This window comes from Arenibacter antarcticus, from assembly GCF_041320605.1.
Taxonomy (GTDB): domain Bacteria; phylum Bacteroidota; class Bacteroidia; order Flavobacteriales; family Flavobacteriaceae; genus Arenibacter; species Arenibacter antarcticus.
Map to the genome: position 1 here is coordinate 1,099,432 of NZ_CP166679.1, position 14,857 is coordinate 1,114,288.

At 40.5% G+C, this 14,857-nt stretch carries 10 protein-coding genes; 8 read left to right on the forward strand and 2 right to left on the reverse strand.

The annotated features are described in order from the left end of the window. Positions 1 to 156: 156 nt before the first annotated feature. The 5 genes from nirK to KCTC52924_RS04645 all read left to right on the forward strand — a co-directional run bounded on the left by nirK (position 157) and on the right by KCTC52924_RS04645 (position 8,054). The gene (gene nirK, locus KCTC52924_RS04625; RefSeq protein WP_251807181.1) at positions 157 to 1,611 is read left to right on the forward strand and encodes a copper-containing nitrite reductase; all 1,455 of its coding nucleotides are present in this window, start codon (positions 157 to 159) and stop codon (positions 1,609 to 1,611) included. 24 nt (positions 1,612 to 1,635) lie between these two features. Beyond that, positions 1,636 to 2,433 (forward strand): formylglycine-generating enzyme family protein, encoded by a 798-nt coding sequence (locus KCTC52924_RS04630; RefSeq protein ID WP_370671510.1) that lies wholly within the window; start codon positions 1,636 to 1,638, stop codon positions 2,431 to 2,433. Then, on the forward strand, positions 2,414 to 3,139 hold the full coding sequence (locus tag KCTC52924_RS04635; RefSeq protein WP_251806945.1) for an SCO family protein: 726 nt from the start codon (positions 2,414 to 2,416) through the stop codon (positions 3,137 to 3,139). Before KCTC52924_RS04630 ends, KCTC52924_RS04635 begins: the two co-directional genes overlap by 20 nt. A gap of 172 nt (positions 3,140 to 3,311) precedes the next feature. After that, the gene (gene mfd, locus KCTC52924_RS04640) at positions 3,312 to 6,707 is read left to right on the forward strand and encodes a transcription-repair coupling factor (protein WP_251806944.1); all 3,396 of its coding nucleotides are present in this window, start codon (positions 3,312 to 3,314) and stop codon (positions 6,705 to 6,707) included. Between the two features lie 15 nt (positions 6,708 to 6,722). Continuing rightward, positions 6,723 to 8,054: a thioredoxin family protein gene (locus tag KCTC52924_RS04645; RefSeq protein ID WP_251806943.1), complete on the forward strand. Its 1,332-nt coding sequence runs from the start codon at positions 6,723 to 6,725 to the stop codon at positions 8,052 to 8,054. A gap of 95 nt (positions 8,055 to 8,149) precedes the next feature. Here KCTC52924_RS04645 and KCTC52924_RS04650 read toward each other — a convergent pair whose 3' ends face one another. Further along, on the reverse strand, positions 8,150 to 8,809 hold the full coding sequence (locus KCTC52924_RS04650) for an aspartate kinase (RefSeq protein ID WP_251806942.1): 660 nt from the start codon (positions 8,807 to 8,809) through the stop codon (positions 8,150 to 8,152). A gap of 51 nt (positions 8,810 to 8,860) precedes the next feature. Continuing rightward, positions 8,861 to 9,220 (reverse strand): YraN family protein, encoded by a 360-nt coding sequence (locus tag KCTC52924_RS04655; RefSeq protein ID WP_251806941.1) that lies wholly within the window; start codon positions 9,218 to 9,220, stop codon positions 8,861 to 8,863. 190 nt (positions 9,221 to 9,410) lie between these two features. Between KCTC52924_RS04655 and KCTC52924_RS04660 the strand changes: the two genes are divergently transcribed. The 3 genes from KCTC52924_RS04660 (at position 9,411) to metG (ending at position 14,843) form a co-directional block, all read left to right on the forward strand. Beyond that, a complete protein-coding gene (locus KCTC52924_RS04660) occupies positions 9,411 to 10,919 on the forward strand; it encodes a DUF1800 family protein (protein ID WP_251806940.1) in 1,509 nt (502 codons plus the stop codon). 10 nt (positions 10,920 to 10,929) lie between these two features. Beyond that, positions 10,930 to 12,639 carry a DUF1501 domain-containing protein gene (locus KCTC52924_RS04665; protein WP_251806939.1) on the forward strand — a complete coding sequence of 570 codons (1,710 nt, stop codon included), beginning with the start codon at positions 10,930 to 10,932 and terminating at the stop codon, positions 12,637 to 12,639. Between the two features lie 125 nt (positions 12,640 to 12,764). Then, a complete protein-coding gene (metG, locus tag KCTC52924_RS04670; RefSeq protein WP_251806938.1) occupies positions 12,765 to 14,843 on the forward strand; it encodes a methionine--tRNA ligase in 2,079 nt (692 codons plus the stop codon). Positions 14,844 to 14,857 lie beyond the last annotated feature (14 nt).

The following is a 14,857-nucleotide window of genomic DNA, read 5'->3' on the forward strand; positions in this document are numbered from 1 at the left end:
CTCCATATTTAATGTTAATTGCTATTATTGATTAGGAAAGTATAAAATATGATAAACGTCATATCTTGAACAGTCCTGCTAGTTTAATTTTGCCCCTATTAAAGGAGTATAAAAAGAATAAAATCTTACAATAACCAAATAAAACACTTAATTATGATGTCTAAGACTACCAAAACCACAGTCCTGCGATCAGCACTATTAGCTGGTATGGCCTCTCTTCTTTTTTCCTGTGCCGAAAAGAAGAAAAAAGAGTACGCCAGTACTGCTGAAATTCCTGCTACTCGAGAAATGATCGCAGAATTAACCTCGCCACCATATGTTCCCACACCAGTAGGAAAGAGAAAGGCCAAAAAGCTGATCGTAGATATGGAAATCCTAGAACAAGAAGGTGAAATGACCAATGGGGTCCGCTATATTTATTGGACCTTCGGAGGAACGGTTCCAGGAAGTTTTATTAGGACAAGGGTTGGTGACGAGGTGGAATTTCATCTAAAAAATCACCCAGACAACAAATTGCCACACAATATAGATTTGCATGCGGTTACCGGCCCAGGTGGTGGTGCAGAATCTTCATTTGTAGCTCCTGGTCGTGAAAAGGTATTCTCCTTTAAAACTCTAAATCCAGGTCTTTATGTATACCACTGTGCTACAGCGCCCGTGGGAATGCACATTGCCAACGGAATGTATGGCCTAATCTTAGTGGAGCCCGAAGGTGGCCTACCACCGGTAGATAAGGAATACTACATTATGCAGGGCGATTTCTATACCAAAGGTGCCAATGGCGAGCGAGGTCTGCAACCATTCGATATGCAGAAAGCTGTTGATGAACGCGCTGACTATGTAGTTTTTAATGGTAAAATGGGAGCCCTAACCGGGGACAATGCCCTAACTGCCAACGTTGGGGAAACCATTCGTTTATTTGTAGGCAACGGTGGCCCAAACCTAGTCTCCTCTTTTCATGTGATAGGGGAAATTTTTGACAAGGTTTATGTTGAAGGTGGCGATATGGTTAACAAAAATGTACAAACCACGCTAATCCCTGCTGGAGGAGCCGCCATAGTAGAATTTAAGGTCGATGTCCCAGGTACTTTTATTCTGGTGGACCATTCCATTTTCAGGGCCTTTAACAAAGGTGCCTTGGGAATGCTAAAAGTAGAAGGTGAAGAAAATAAATCCATTTACTCAGGGGAACTGGAAGAAGGGATTTATTTGCCCGAAGGTCCTGGTATCCAAACAATGCCGAGTACTGATGAGGTTAAAGAATCTGATATACCCGCCAAATCCATGGCAGAGAAAATGGAGTTCGGAAAAGCGACTTATATGCAGACCTGTTTTGCCTGTCACCAAGGAGAAGGACAAGGTATTGCAGAAGCATTTCCCCCACTGGCAAAATCAGATTATTTAAATGCCGATGTTGAGCGCGCCATAGATATTGTATTGTACGGCCTAACAGGAGAGATAACTGTAAACGGGAAAAAATACAACAGTGTTATGACCTCTCAGTCCCTATCCGATGAGGAAGTTGCCAATGTGATGACCTACATTTATAACAGTTGGGGCAATTCTAAAAAGGATGTCACCCCCGCCATGGTAAAAAGCAGAAGAAATTAATCTAGTTAATCTAACAGAAGAATAATGGGTCCCTCTTTAAAAATAGCCTTCATCTTTTTATGCAGTTTCATTGTTGGCACTGCTTCCGCCCAACGGAATGAAATGGCCGTTGTAAAAGGAGGGACTTACATTCCGTTATACGGCGTGGATTCTACGGCCGTCACGGTAAAATCTTTCAAGATGGATGTATATCCAGTGACCAATAGCGACTATTTGCGTTTTGTGGAAGAACATCCACAATGGCAACGCAGTAAGATAATACGATTGTTTTCGGATGGTAATTACCTAGTGAATTGGGAGGGGGACACCTCTTTTGGAGATGTATTACAGCCCAATGCACCTATCACCAATATCTCTTGGTTCGCTGCTAAAAATTATTGTGAATGCCTAGGCAAACGTTTGCCCACTGTTGACGAGTGGGAATACGCCGCTATGGCAGATCAAACTATGGCAGACGCCCGAACAAAAGAAAGCTACAACCAGCAGATTCTAGATTGGTACGAGGCGCCCAAAACTTTTAAAAACAAGATAGGATCTACCTTTAAAAATTACTGGGGAATTTACGATCTTCATGGATTGGTCTGGGAATGGACCATCGATTTCAATTCCGTATTAATTTCTGGGGAATCCCGTAAGGATGTAGATAAGGACAGCAATCTATTTTGCGGCAGTGCCGCTGTAGGAGCATCGGACCTTATGAACTATGCCGCCTTTATGCGGTACGCCCTTAGAGGAAGTCTAAAAGCCAGTTATTCTATGAGAAACCTTGGGTTCAGGTGTGTAGAACCCCTTAATAAAATGAATGAAAATTCTAGTCGATAAAATGAAAAACACCTTAAAGATTGTCCTATTATTTCTTCTTGTCGGCAGCTTCACCTCTTGCAATTTTGGCAAGAACGATAAAACTGCCTCTGTAATTTATGAATGCCCCATGCATTGCGAAGGAGAGAAAACCTATGACCAACCGGGAAGTTGCCCAGTTTGTAAAATGGATTTGGTTCCGGTATCCATCAAGGAAAAAAAAGATGGTGCAATTTCTGATCTTTCCATTTATAATCTACCCTCTATATGGACCACACAAAACAACGAAGAAATTGAGCTAAAGGAATTACAAGGCGATGTTGTGGTTATGGTAATGATATATACTTCTTGCCAAACGGCGTGCCCAAGATTGGCCGCAGATATGCGCAACATTGAAAAACAGATCCCTGCAGACAAAAAAGATAAGGTCACCCTAGTCCTAGTAAGTATAGATCCGGAAACAGACACCCCAGAGCGATTGGCAGCATTTGCCAAGGAAAATAAGATGGATTCTAAGAAATGGGTATTACTAAGAGGCTCTGAAGAAAATACCCTCGAATTTGCTGCCGTATTAGCCGTAAACTACAAGAGAATATCTCCATTGGATTTTTCCCACAGCAACATCATTAGTGTTTTTGACCAAGGGGGCGAACTGGCGCACCAACAAGAAGGTCTTGGGGTAAATAACAAGGAAACCATTTCAAAAATCCTTGAATTGGTCAATTAAAATAGGCCTAATTTCTATTCCTATAAATACCGCCTATTTCAGCCACCAAAAGCCCATCAAAGCCTACTATTTTTAAGGATAGGACTACATCTCATTCCGCTGAATCCAATTATTTGAAGCTTATTTTTGGTTAAAAGGGTGTACAGAGGTTATATTTGTAAAAAAAATACAGTTGACAAAATCTTTCTTGCCACAACTGTTTGCACAGTCTCCGCAACTGCGAAAACTGCAGACGATTATTGCCGATTCCCAAAATAACACTACACCAGGAGAACCTTCGATAACCAACCTAAAAGGTCTAACTGGATCCTCTTTATCCTTTGTAGTTGCCGAGGCCTTTGAAAAAGCCAATATTCCATTTTTATTTGTGCTTTCGGACAAGGAAGAAGCCGCCTACTACTTAAACGATTTGGAGCAGCTAATAGGTGAAAAGGATGCCCTATTTTATCCGGGCAGCTATAGGAGGCCCTACCAAATAGAAGAAACGGACAATGCAAATGTACTGTTACGTGCCGAAGTCCTTAACCGTATCAACTCTAGAAAAAAACCAGCCGTTATTGTCACTTACCCGGATGCGCTTTTTGAAAAAGTGGTCACCAGAAGGGAATTGGAAAAAAATACTTTAAAAATAAAACTGGACGACACGCTTTCGCTCGATTTTCTGAACGAAGTATTGTTCGAATACAAATTTAAGAGGGTCGATTTTGTTACCGAGCCGGGAGAATTTTCCGTGCGGGGTGGAATTATGGACGTATTCTCCTTTTCGCATGATGAACCTTACCGGATCGAATTTTTCGGAGACGAAGTAGACAGTATCAGAACCTTTGATGTAGAGACACAATTGTCTAATCAAAAGGTAAAGAAGATTACCATTATCCCCAATGTAGAAAATAAATTCCTGGATGAAAACAGGGAAAGCATACTGAAATACATTGCACCAAATACTCTTATAGTAAGCAAAAACCTCAACCACCTTTTCGATAGGCTCGATTCGTTTTTTGAAAAAGCAGAGGAAGCGTTCGGCAAACTATCCAATGAAATAAAGCGGGCTAAACCCTTAGAGCTTTTTGCAAATTCGGAATTAATACAACAACAGTTGGGGAGTTTTAAGGTATTGGAAATAGATGGGAATAAAGATTCCAATTCCGGGGACACCATTCTATTTAATACACAACCTCAACCTTCGTTCAATAAAAAGTTTGATCTTTTAATTGATAATCTAAACCAAAATCATACTAATGGATATGTAAATTACATTTTCTGTGCTACAGACCAACAGGCCCAACGCTTCCATGATATTTTTGAGGAAGTGGACAAGGAAGTGCATTACAAAACCATTGTTTATCCCCTTTACCAAGGATTTTTGGATAGCGATCTAAAAATTGCCTGCTACACCGACCATCAAATTTTTGAACGATACCTGAAGTTCCATCTGAAGAACGGATATGCTAAAAAGCAGGCCATAACCCTAAAAGACCTGAACAAACTGGAAATTGGGGACTATGTAACCCATATAGACCACGGTATAGGTAAATTTGGCGGACTTCAAAAAATAGATGTAGAAGGCAAAAAACAGGAGGCCATAAAATTGATGTACGGGGATCGTGATATCCTTTATGTAAGCATACATTCCCTTCATAAAATCTCCAAATTCAATGGGAAGGACGGGGCTCCCCCAAAAATATACAAGCTAGGTTCGGGCGCATGGAAAAAAATTAAGGACAAGGCCAAATCGCGTGTAAAGAAAATTGCGTTCGACCTCATCCAACTCTACGCAAAACGCCGAACGGAAAAAGGTTTTCAGTACGGCCCTGACAGTTATCTACAGCTCGAATTGGAAGCCTCCTTCATCTATGAAGATACCCCCGACCAAACTAAATCTACCGAGGACATTAAAAAGGACATGGAAAATGAACGTCCTATGGACCGACTTGTTTGCGGAGATGTGGGCTTTGGAAAGACTGAGGTGGCTATACGTGCCGCCTTTAAAGCGGTAGACAACGGTAAGCAAGTTGCTGTCCTAGTACCAACCACCATTCTGGCCTTCCAACATCACCGTACTTTTACAGAGAGACTGAAAGATATGCCTGTCACCGTAGACTATGTCAACCGTTTTAGGACCGCAAAAGAAAAAAAGGAGACCCTTGCAAATTTGGAAGCTGGTAAGGTCGACATTATCATTGGCACCCATCAATTAGTAAACAAAAATGTAAAGTTTAAGGATTTAGGACTCTTGATAGTAGATGAGGAACAAAAGTTTGGGGTATCGGTTAAGGACAAACTAAAATCTATCAAAGAAAATGTAGATGTGCTTACTCTTACCGCCACTCCCATTCCAAGAACCCTTCAATTTAGCCTGATGGCGGCCAGAGACCTTTCTGTCATTAATACCGCACCACCAAATAGGTATCCAATTGAGAGCGAGGTAATCCGTTTTAGCGAAGAGACCATTAGGGATGCCATTTCTTATGAAATTCAACGCGGGGGACAGATATTTTTTATCCACAATAGGATTGAAAACATCAAGGAAGTAGCAGGCATGATACAGCGTTTGGTCCCAGACGCTAAAATAGGTATTGGTCATGGACAAATGGAAGGAAAAAAATTGGAGACCCTAATGTTGGCCTTTATGAATGGGGAATTTGACGTATTAGTATCCACCACCATTGTAGAAAGTGGGTTGGATGTCACCAATGCAAATACCATTTTCATTAACAATGCCAATAATTTTGGATTGAGCGATCTACACCAAATGCGGGGCCGGGTAGGCCGAAGTAACAAAAAGGCATTCTGTTATTTTATTACCCCTCCCTATGAAGTCATGACCAACGATGCCAGAAAGCGAATTCAGGCCTTAGAGCAATTTACAGCGTTGGGAAGTGGCTTTAATATTGCCATGAAAGATTTGGAAATTCGCGGAGCCGGGGATCTCCTCGGGGGTGAACAAAGCGGATTTATCAACGATATTGGATTTGATACCTACCAAAAAATATTGGCAGAGGCTATTGATGAGCTTAAAGAAAATGAGTTTAAGGATCTCTATGAAGAGGTAAAAGGAAAGCCCAAGGTTTACGTTAAGGATACTCAAATAGATTCAGATTTTGAACTGCTTTTCCCGGACAATTATATCAACAATGTTACCGAACGCCTCAATCAGTATACCCAACTTAACCAAGTAAAGGATGAGGCTGCCTTGCAAAAATTTGAATCGGACCTAAAAGACCGCTTTGGGGAATTGCCACCCCAAGCAGTGGATTTATTGAACTCAGTCCGAATTAAATGGATTGCCAACAGTATAGGTTTGGAGAAAATCGTCATGAAAAAAGGTAAAATGATAGGTTATTTTATCGCAGATCAGCAATCAAATTTCTACCAGAGCACACAGTTCACTACGGTTTTAAGATTTATCCAAAGCAATCCTAAGCTCGCAAAACTAAAGGAAAAAGAAACTCGCAACGGACTCCGTCTTTTATTGGTGTTTGAACAAATAAAAACTTTGGATAAGGCCTTTAAAGCCATACAAGTCCTAAGTCCCGAACGATTAAATGCGGAAATTAAATCCACCTAAAATCCCCGATCAGTTATGTATATTAAAAAAATTCTATTCTTATTGGGAATGGTACTTGCCCTAAACCTTCAGGCCCAACATCATATTTCAGGGAACCTGTCGCCAGCAGATGATTTTAAATGGTTGATTGTTTACAAATTAAATCCGACTGCCCAAACTTATATTACCGATACCGAAGTGAAAAATGGAATGTTCACCTTAAACATTCCAGAAAACTCCCTTCCAGGGGTATATCGTATTGTATATGCCATCCCTCAGGAAGAATTTTATTTCGATGTTATTTACAGTGGCAAGGAGAGCATTAGTCTGATTTTTAATCGGGAGAAGGGATTGGAATTCCATTCTTCTAAGGAGAATATAATTTACTATAGTTATTTTGAAAAAGTAAAGGAATTGGAGCAGAAAATACACCAACTGTATGCAAACAACAATTCTTACCCCAAGCTTCTTGAGGAACAATACAGAGCACTAAGGGAAATTCAAAAATCCTTTGAACTCCAGTCCAAAGGACTATTAAGCGAACATTTTATCAAAGCAAACGAATCGTATATTCCCATTAATTATCAGAATCAGGAAATTTTCCTTGCCCATAAAAAGAAGCACTATTTTGATCTGATCGATTTGGAAGATTCTATTTTACAGGAATCAGGATTTATATCCGATAAAGTACTAAACTATGTCTTTAACACCTTCTCAGCCCAGCCTCTACCAGTAGAAGAAATGGAATCGGAATTAAAATTGAACATAAAACATGTTGCTGAAGTAATTGCCAATTTGAACGCCAGATACAAAGCACGAATTATGGACGATATTTGGAGTACGGCCGCCAAGAACAACCTTAACAACACAGCCGATTTCATCTATTCCGGTTATTTGCACGACTTGGCAATAGCGACTAACAATACCGAACTGACCCAGAAAATAGAAACCCATACCCGCTTGAGAATTGGCGCCATTGCTCCAGAAATTGAGTGGGAAAATGAAGGGACGACACAAAAACTGAGCGATCTGTCTGGTGCAGAAAACTATATTCTGATATTTTGGAGCAGCCAATGCTCTCATTGCCTAAACGAACTTCCTAAGCTTCATCAAGGAATACAAACACTATCTAACACTAAAGTATTGGCTATAGGACTGGAAGAAGATAGGAGCACCTGGAAAATGGAAACTAAAAAATTACCCGATTTTATCCATGGTATTTCCTTGGGAAAATGGGATAGTAAATATGTGAAAACATATGATATACAGCAAACACCTACCTATCTCATTTTAGACAAAGAAAAACGAATTGTTGCCAAACCAGATACTTATAAAGAGGTGATCGCTTTTTTGAAAGGAGATCAATAACTAGTTATTACTATTCCATTCCTAAAGAAAAGTTCCATGGCAACAAATTAACACATTGGTACATGAACTCATCGTTCCATTGCTACATTGGCAACTTATAAGGTTTTCAGATCCTTAATGGTCCTAAAGGCAATATCTACCTGCTCATCGTTCACTATAATGGTAAACTCGTTGGTGGTTGAGATCACCTCAAACAATACAATACCCTCCCAAGCCAAACGTTGGAAAATAAAATAATAGATACCAGGTACCGAAACATTTTCGGCAGGAAGCTTTACGGTAATAGAGGATAGGTGTTCGGCTTTCTGTGTACACTTTTCGTGTTTAAACAATTCCTCCACGGCTTTATCCAAAGTGTTGCTAACAACAATATTCATTTCGTTTACCCCTCTAGAAGAAGTATAAAAAACATCTTTGTTCTTATTGATTTCTTTTAATAAAATAGTCTGATTTTCCAAAATACTATCGGAAACCAAAAAAGTGAAATCGGTTAAGGAAGACCGCACCGTTATTTCTCCTATATTTTTGAGAACTTTAATAATTTTATGGGTCGCTCTAAACTCCAGATCATCTGAAAGTCGCTTTAAGGCCATTACTATTGCCCCGTTCCTGATATCCTTTCCCAGTTCGTTTTCAATCTCGGGTTTAACAATCCTAGACAAGGAAGTGAGATTTATAATGCCCTGAGCAAGTGCGCTTTGCAAAAAAGGCTTCTTCTTAATGTAGTCCTCTACTACCGATGAAATAGTCTTCATTTTACTATAATTTTAGTAAAAATAACAATTTGTTACAAATAAAACAAATAATTAAAAATGATAAAACGCATTTTCCCAGTGATCTATCTTAAATTTTGAACCGTCCTTAAGGACCGTAATAATATCAAATCTAACTTCTACGTCCAGATCTTTACTGATTACATAATGATCTGCCGCTTTTACCAATAATTTAATTTTCTTCTCCCTTACTGTATCGGCAAAATCCTGCCAATATTCAGAACTTCTAGATTTGACTTCCACAACAGCCAATATATCGCCCTTTTGGGCTATAATATCAATTTCAGCCTTTAAGTAGCGATAGTTTTTATGAACAATTTGATACCCGTTTTTCCGCAGGTAAGCTTCCGCCAATTTTTCACCCTTTTCTCCGAATTCGTTGTGTATTGCCATCTTATTATAAATATACTACAAAAAAAACACGCACCTTGTCGAAAACTTTTTCTTGTTGACGTCCAAAATTGGATAATCCACGTATTATCTTAAGTACTATAAGCTGTTTACTATCAGCCACATACTTAACAATCGAAAAATCCGTTATTCATTTACCCAACCCATTAACCTATCCAACGCGGAACAATCCATGGAATATTTTATAAACTGCAATACGTCATCTCTAGCGCCGTACACCCCTGCTTTGGATGCCGCAAAAGCGGCCCATTTATATAGGCGATTGGGTTTTAGTGCCGCTGTCCAAACCATAGAACAGGCAACAGGTCAATCAGCAAACGCTTTAGTAAATATGTTGATCGCCGAGGCCCAGAACATGCCTCCCTTGCCCGAACCTACATGGGCCAATTGGGATAATAGCAATTATCCCACAGATGATGAACAGCGCAATCAAATAAAAAACACCCAAGAGGAGGAATGGCGAATCGCCTATACCCAAACTCTGCTAAATAACAACCTTCGGGATCGACTCAGTTTTTTCTGGAGCAATCATTTGGTCACTCAATTGGAAGTCTATAGTTGTAATCAGTTTCTATACGAGTACATCAACTGCCTGCAGCGCAACGCCATTGGGAATTTTAAGACCATGGTGAGTGAGGTTGGACTTACCAGTGCCATGCTCTATTATTTGGACGGAGCGTATAGCAATGGCGACAACCCCAATGAGAATTATGCCCGGGAGCTCTATGAGCTATTTACCTTAGGGGAAGGAAATGGATATACCGAAGAAGACATTATAGAAACCGCCAAGGCCCTAACCGGATATGTGAACAGAGGCGAGATTGGCTGTACCAAGGTTACCTTCGACCCTACTAAATTTAATACGGAAACTAAGACTATTTTTGGAAGAACGGGAAACTGGGGCTATGACGATGTCATGGATATACTTTTTGAGGAAAAGGCTACTGAAATTGGGTATTTTATCTGTAAAAAATTATATGAATTCTTTATACATCCAGATTCCACCGATGATGCCAATAACGCCAAATCCATTATAGACGGCCTATCCGCAACCTTTATTGCCAATAATTTTGAAATAGCCCCCGTCCTAAGTCAACTTTTTAAAAGTCAGCATTTCTTTGATGACGAAGCCATAGGGGTTATCATTAAAAGTCCGTTCGATATCTTCCTGAACCTAATCAACGAAACCAGCTTCGCCTATGACGATTCCATGATCAGAACCGTGGCAGAAACCTCTAGGTTATTAAGTCAAGAAGTCTTTAATCCGTTCGATGTAAATGGCTGGCAACGAAATAGGACATGGATCAACACCAACTTTATGATCGGCAGATGGCTGACCTCCGAAATGGTGTTGGAGCAATTTTGGGGAGATAAGCCAGAACAATTTCGGGCATTTGCGGTGGCTACTGTTGGCCCAAGTAACAGCAATACAAGCAATCCAAGAATCGTAGTTCAGGCCATAGTAACTAAAGTTTTACCCAAAGGACTGCTTACGGAACAAGATTTCAATAATGCCTTGGATGTATTTATGGTAGAAGACATCCCTGATAATTATTATGGATCGGACTTTACCCCGGAAGGATTAGGGTATTGGATGTTGGGAACCAGTCCCGAAGCACCATTACAGGTTTATCTCTTGTTATTGCACCTAATTAGACAACCCGAATTTCAATTAAAATAACCCTCCCAATATGTGCGATACCCATAATATTCACCCCGAAAATGATCAAAAGGAAAATGGTCATGACTTTGAACATAAATATTGGAGTAGACGTTCTTTTCTGCAGGCCCTAGGGATTGCCGGATCGGGCTCCCTTATGTTGGGCAGTAATATGCTAACCGCCTCCGCACCATCGCCACTAACCGCTGCCATTGCAGCAGCAGAAACAGATAATATTCTAATACTGATACGTCTTACAGGTGGCAACGACGGACTCAGCACCATTATTCCAATTTCCCAATACGATACCTATGCCAATGCCAGACCCAACATATATCTCCCAGAAAGTAAGATATTAAGGCTAACCGATGAGTTTGGGGTACCTACTTATATGAAATCTTTAGAGCCTATGTGGAGCGAAGGCCAGTTTAAGGCTGTACATGGCGTAGGCTACGAAAATCAAAATCTATCCCATTTTACAGGATCAGATATTTTTGCCAATACAGACCTCAACTCCTCCGGGTTTAACAGATTGAATACCGGCTGGATGGGAAGGCATTTTGAAAATATATTCCCAGATTATTTGGTAAATCCGCCAGATGCCCCAGCCGCTATTCAAATTGGAAATTTTGGAAGTTTGGTATTTCAAGGGGAAGAAACCAATTATGCCTTTGTAACCTCCAATGTGGAACAGTTAGAACGAATTGCGGAAACAGGGGTGCAATACAGTTTGGATGAAAGCCTATTCAATAACTGTATGTATGGTGACCAGCTAAAGTTTTTAAGGGGAACAGCCAATACCACCTACGAATATTCTGGTAAGATACATGAAGCTTATGAACGTGGGCAAAATCAGGTAGAATATCAAAAAAATGGGTTCGCCAGACAACTTGCCCTTTTAGCCAGACTGATCAAAGGAAATTTGGGCACCAAGGTATATATGATAAGTATGGGCGGATTTGATACTCATGGGAACCAGCCTATGGTTCACGAGCGATTAATGTCTAATCTTTCTATTGCCGTCAATAACTTTTATGAGGATCTTTCCTTTACCCAACAAGATGAAAAGGTTTTGGGAATGACTTTCTCCGAATTCGGAAGACGAATCTATGAAAACGGTTCCAACGGGACAGATCACGGAAAAGCGGCGCCAACCCTCTTCTTTGGTTCTGGATTAAACGGTAGTGCCTTTGTGGGCGACCACCCTGCTCTAGATGACCCGGACGGCCGTGGCAACCTAGAATTTACCATGGATTTTAGAGATCTATATGCTACCGTAATGGCAGAGTGGCTCTGTGTTCCTATCCCCTTGGTAGAACAGCATCTTTTAGACCATCCATACACCCCGGTAAATCTTGGGTTTAACTGTAGTGGTACAGATTTCCCGGATATCCCATATGACGACGGACAACCAACCCCTCCAACCACTTCTACTCCTCCTCCTACAGACGGACAAGTTCCTGATCCAGAATTGGTAAACGCCATCATACACAAACCCTTCTACCCTACAGACCAAACCCCTCATATCTATCTAGAAATGCCCTTTAGCGCCCATGTAGATATACAATTGTTCAATATTATGGGGCAACATCTAGGAACGGTATACAATGAAATGATGATGGAAGGCTCCACCGAAATAAATATTAGAGAAAGACTCCCTACCTCCCTAGCTTCGGGAAAATATATTTACCGGATTCAGGTTCAGGATAAAAAGCTGAGCAAATCCATTATGGTGGCATAAGTTAAAAAATGGGCGAAGGCCTTGGTTGACCACGAATTCCAATACGGACAACTAGGGTATATTTTTTTGTGGAATGCCTTAGCTCCCCACAAAAATCTTTACTTTTGCACCCTAATTCAAAAGTAATGTCTCAAAACCAACAAAAGCCAGCAAGATATACCATTACCGCTGCACTCCCCTATACCAATGGTCCCATACATATTGGACATTTGGCTGGGGTTTACGTCCCTGCCGATATCTATGCCAGATATTTAAGAGCAACAGGAAACGATGTGGCTTTTGTATGTGGTAGTGACGAACACGGGGTAGCTATCTCCATGAAAGCTAAAAAAGAAGGTGTTACACCACAAAATATCATCGATAAGTACCACCATATAATAAAACAATCTTTTTTGGATTTTGGAATTACGTTTGACAACTATTCTAGGACTTCGGCCCAAATACATCATCAAACCGCCTCCGATTTCTTTATAAATCTATATGAAAAAGGTGATTTTATTGAGGAATCTACCGAGCAATTATACGATGAGGAAGCGCAACAATTTTTGGCAGACCGCTTTGTAATAGGTACCTGCCCAAAATGTGGCCATGAAGAGGCTTATGGCGATCAATGTGAAAGCTGTGGATCTTCCTTAAATGCCACCGATCTAATCAACCCTAAATCTACTATTTCTGGTGCCGTGCCATCGCTTAAAGAAACCAAACATTGGTTTTTACCCCTAGATCGGTATGAGGAATTTTTAAGGGAATGGATTTTAAAAGGACATAAAAACGATTGGAAACCCAATGTTTATGGCCAATGTAAGTCGTGGATCGATGAAGGCCTAAAACCAAGAGCTGTGACAAGGGATTTGGATTGGGGAATTCCCGTTCCAGTAGCAGGGGGAGAAGGCAAAGTGCTATACGTATGGTTTGATGCACCTATAGGATATATCTCTTCCACCAAAGAATGGGCAGCAAGGGAAGGAAAGGACTGGGAACTGTACTGGAAAGCAAAGGACACTAAGATGGTGCACTTTATAGGTAAGGATAATATCGTATTTCATTGCATCATATTTCCGAGTATGCTGAAGGCGCATGGCGACTTTATACTACCGGAAAATGTGCCTGCCAACGAATTCTTGAATTTGGAGGGCAACAAACTGTCCACCTCCAAGAACTGGGCCGTTTGGCTACATGAATATTTGGAGGATTTCCCCAATATGCAAGATGTGCTTAGGTACACCTTAACGGCAAATGCCCCAGAGACCAAGGACAACGATTTTACTTGGAAAGATTTTCAGGCTAGAAACAATAATGAATTGGTTGCTATTTTTGGAAATTTCATCAACAGGGTAGTGGTACTTACCAATAAATACTACAACGGCATTGTCCCCAATCCGGGTGAATATAGTCCGGTAGACGAGGAAACCTTGGCAGAACTAAAAAAATATCCTGAGATATTGACGAGTTCCATAGAAAGATATCGATTCCGAGAGGCTGGTCAAGAGGTCATGAACTTAGCCCGATTGGGTAATAAATACCTAGCGGATGAAGAGCCATGGAAAGTGATTAAGCAAGATGAGGAACGGGTAAAGACTATTATGTTCGTTGCCTTACAAATTGCTACCGCGCTTGCGGTATTAAGCGAGCCATTTTTACCCTTTACCTCAAAAAAACTGAACAATATCTTAGGATCCGAAAATCTAGAATCGGAATTAAACTGGGGTGCGATTGCTAAAAATTCCAGTTTATTACCCGCCGGACATCAGATAAATCCAGCAGAACTTTTATTTAGCAAAATAGAGGACGAAGCCATCCAAGAACAATTAAACAAATTAGAGGCTACTAAAAAAGCGAACGAAACCATGAACAAGGAAGTTACTCCACAAAAAGACACGATTACCTTTGAAGATTTTTCCAAATTAGACATGAGGGTAGGCACCATTATAGAAGCCGAAAAAATGCCGAAGGCCAAAAAACTTTTGGTCTTAAAGGTAGATACCGGATTGGATGTTAGAACGATAGTTTCGGGAATAGCTGAAAGTTTTACACCAGAAGAAATAGTAGGTAAAAAAGTCACGGTATTAGTAAACTTAGCTCCAAGGGCCTTACGCGGTGTAGAGAGTGAAGGGATGATATTAATGACAGAAAACGGGGACGGAAAATTAGTTTTTGTGAATCCGGACGAGGATGGAGTAAATAATGGAGAAACTATTAACTAGGGTTCTAGCTTAAG

What these genes read in the sequence shown, in the direction of transcription:
- nirK (WP_251807181.1), top strand. Translation starts at nt 157, where the DNA reads ATGTCTAAGACTACCAAAACCACAGTCCTGCGATCAGCACTATTAGCT.
- KCTC52924_RS04630 (WP_370671510.1), top strand. Translation starts at nt 1,636, where the DNA reads ATGGGTCCCTCTTTAAAAATAGCCTTCATCTTTTTATGCAGTTTCATT.
- KCTC52924_RS04635 (WP_251806945.1), top strand. Translation starts at nt 2,414, where the DNA reads ATGAAAATTCTAGTCGATAAAATGAAAAACACCTTAAAGATTGTCCTA.
- KCTC52924_RS04645 (WP_251806943.1), top strand. Translation starts at nt 6,723, where the DNA reads ATGTATATTAAAAAAATTCTATTCTTATTGGGAATGGTACTTGCCCTA.
- KCTC52924_RS04650 (WP_251806942.1), bottom strand. Translation starts at nt 8,809, where the DNA reads ATGAAGACTATTTCATCGGTAGTAGAGGACTACATTAAGAAGAAGCCT.
- KCTC52924_RS04655 (WP_251806941.1), bottom strand. Translation starts at nt 9,220, where the DNA reads ATGGCAATACACAACGAATTCGGAGAAAAGGGTGAAAAATTGGCGGAA.
- KCTC52924_RS04660 (WP_251806940.1), top strand. Translation starts at nt 9,411, where the DNA reads ATGGAATATTTTATAAACTGCAATACGTCATCTCTAGCGCCGTACACC.
- KCTC52924_RS04665 (WP_251806939.1), top strand. Translation starts at nt 10,930, where the DNA reads ATGTGCGATACCCATAATATTCACCCCGAAAATGATCAAAAGGAAAAT.
- metG (WP_251806938.1), top strand. Translation starts at nt 12,765, where the DNA reads ATGTCTCAAAACCAACAAAAGCCAGCAAGATATACCATTACCGCTGCA.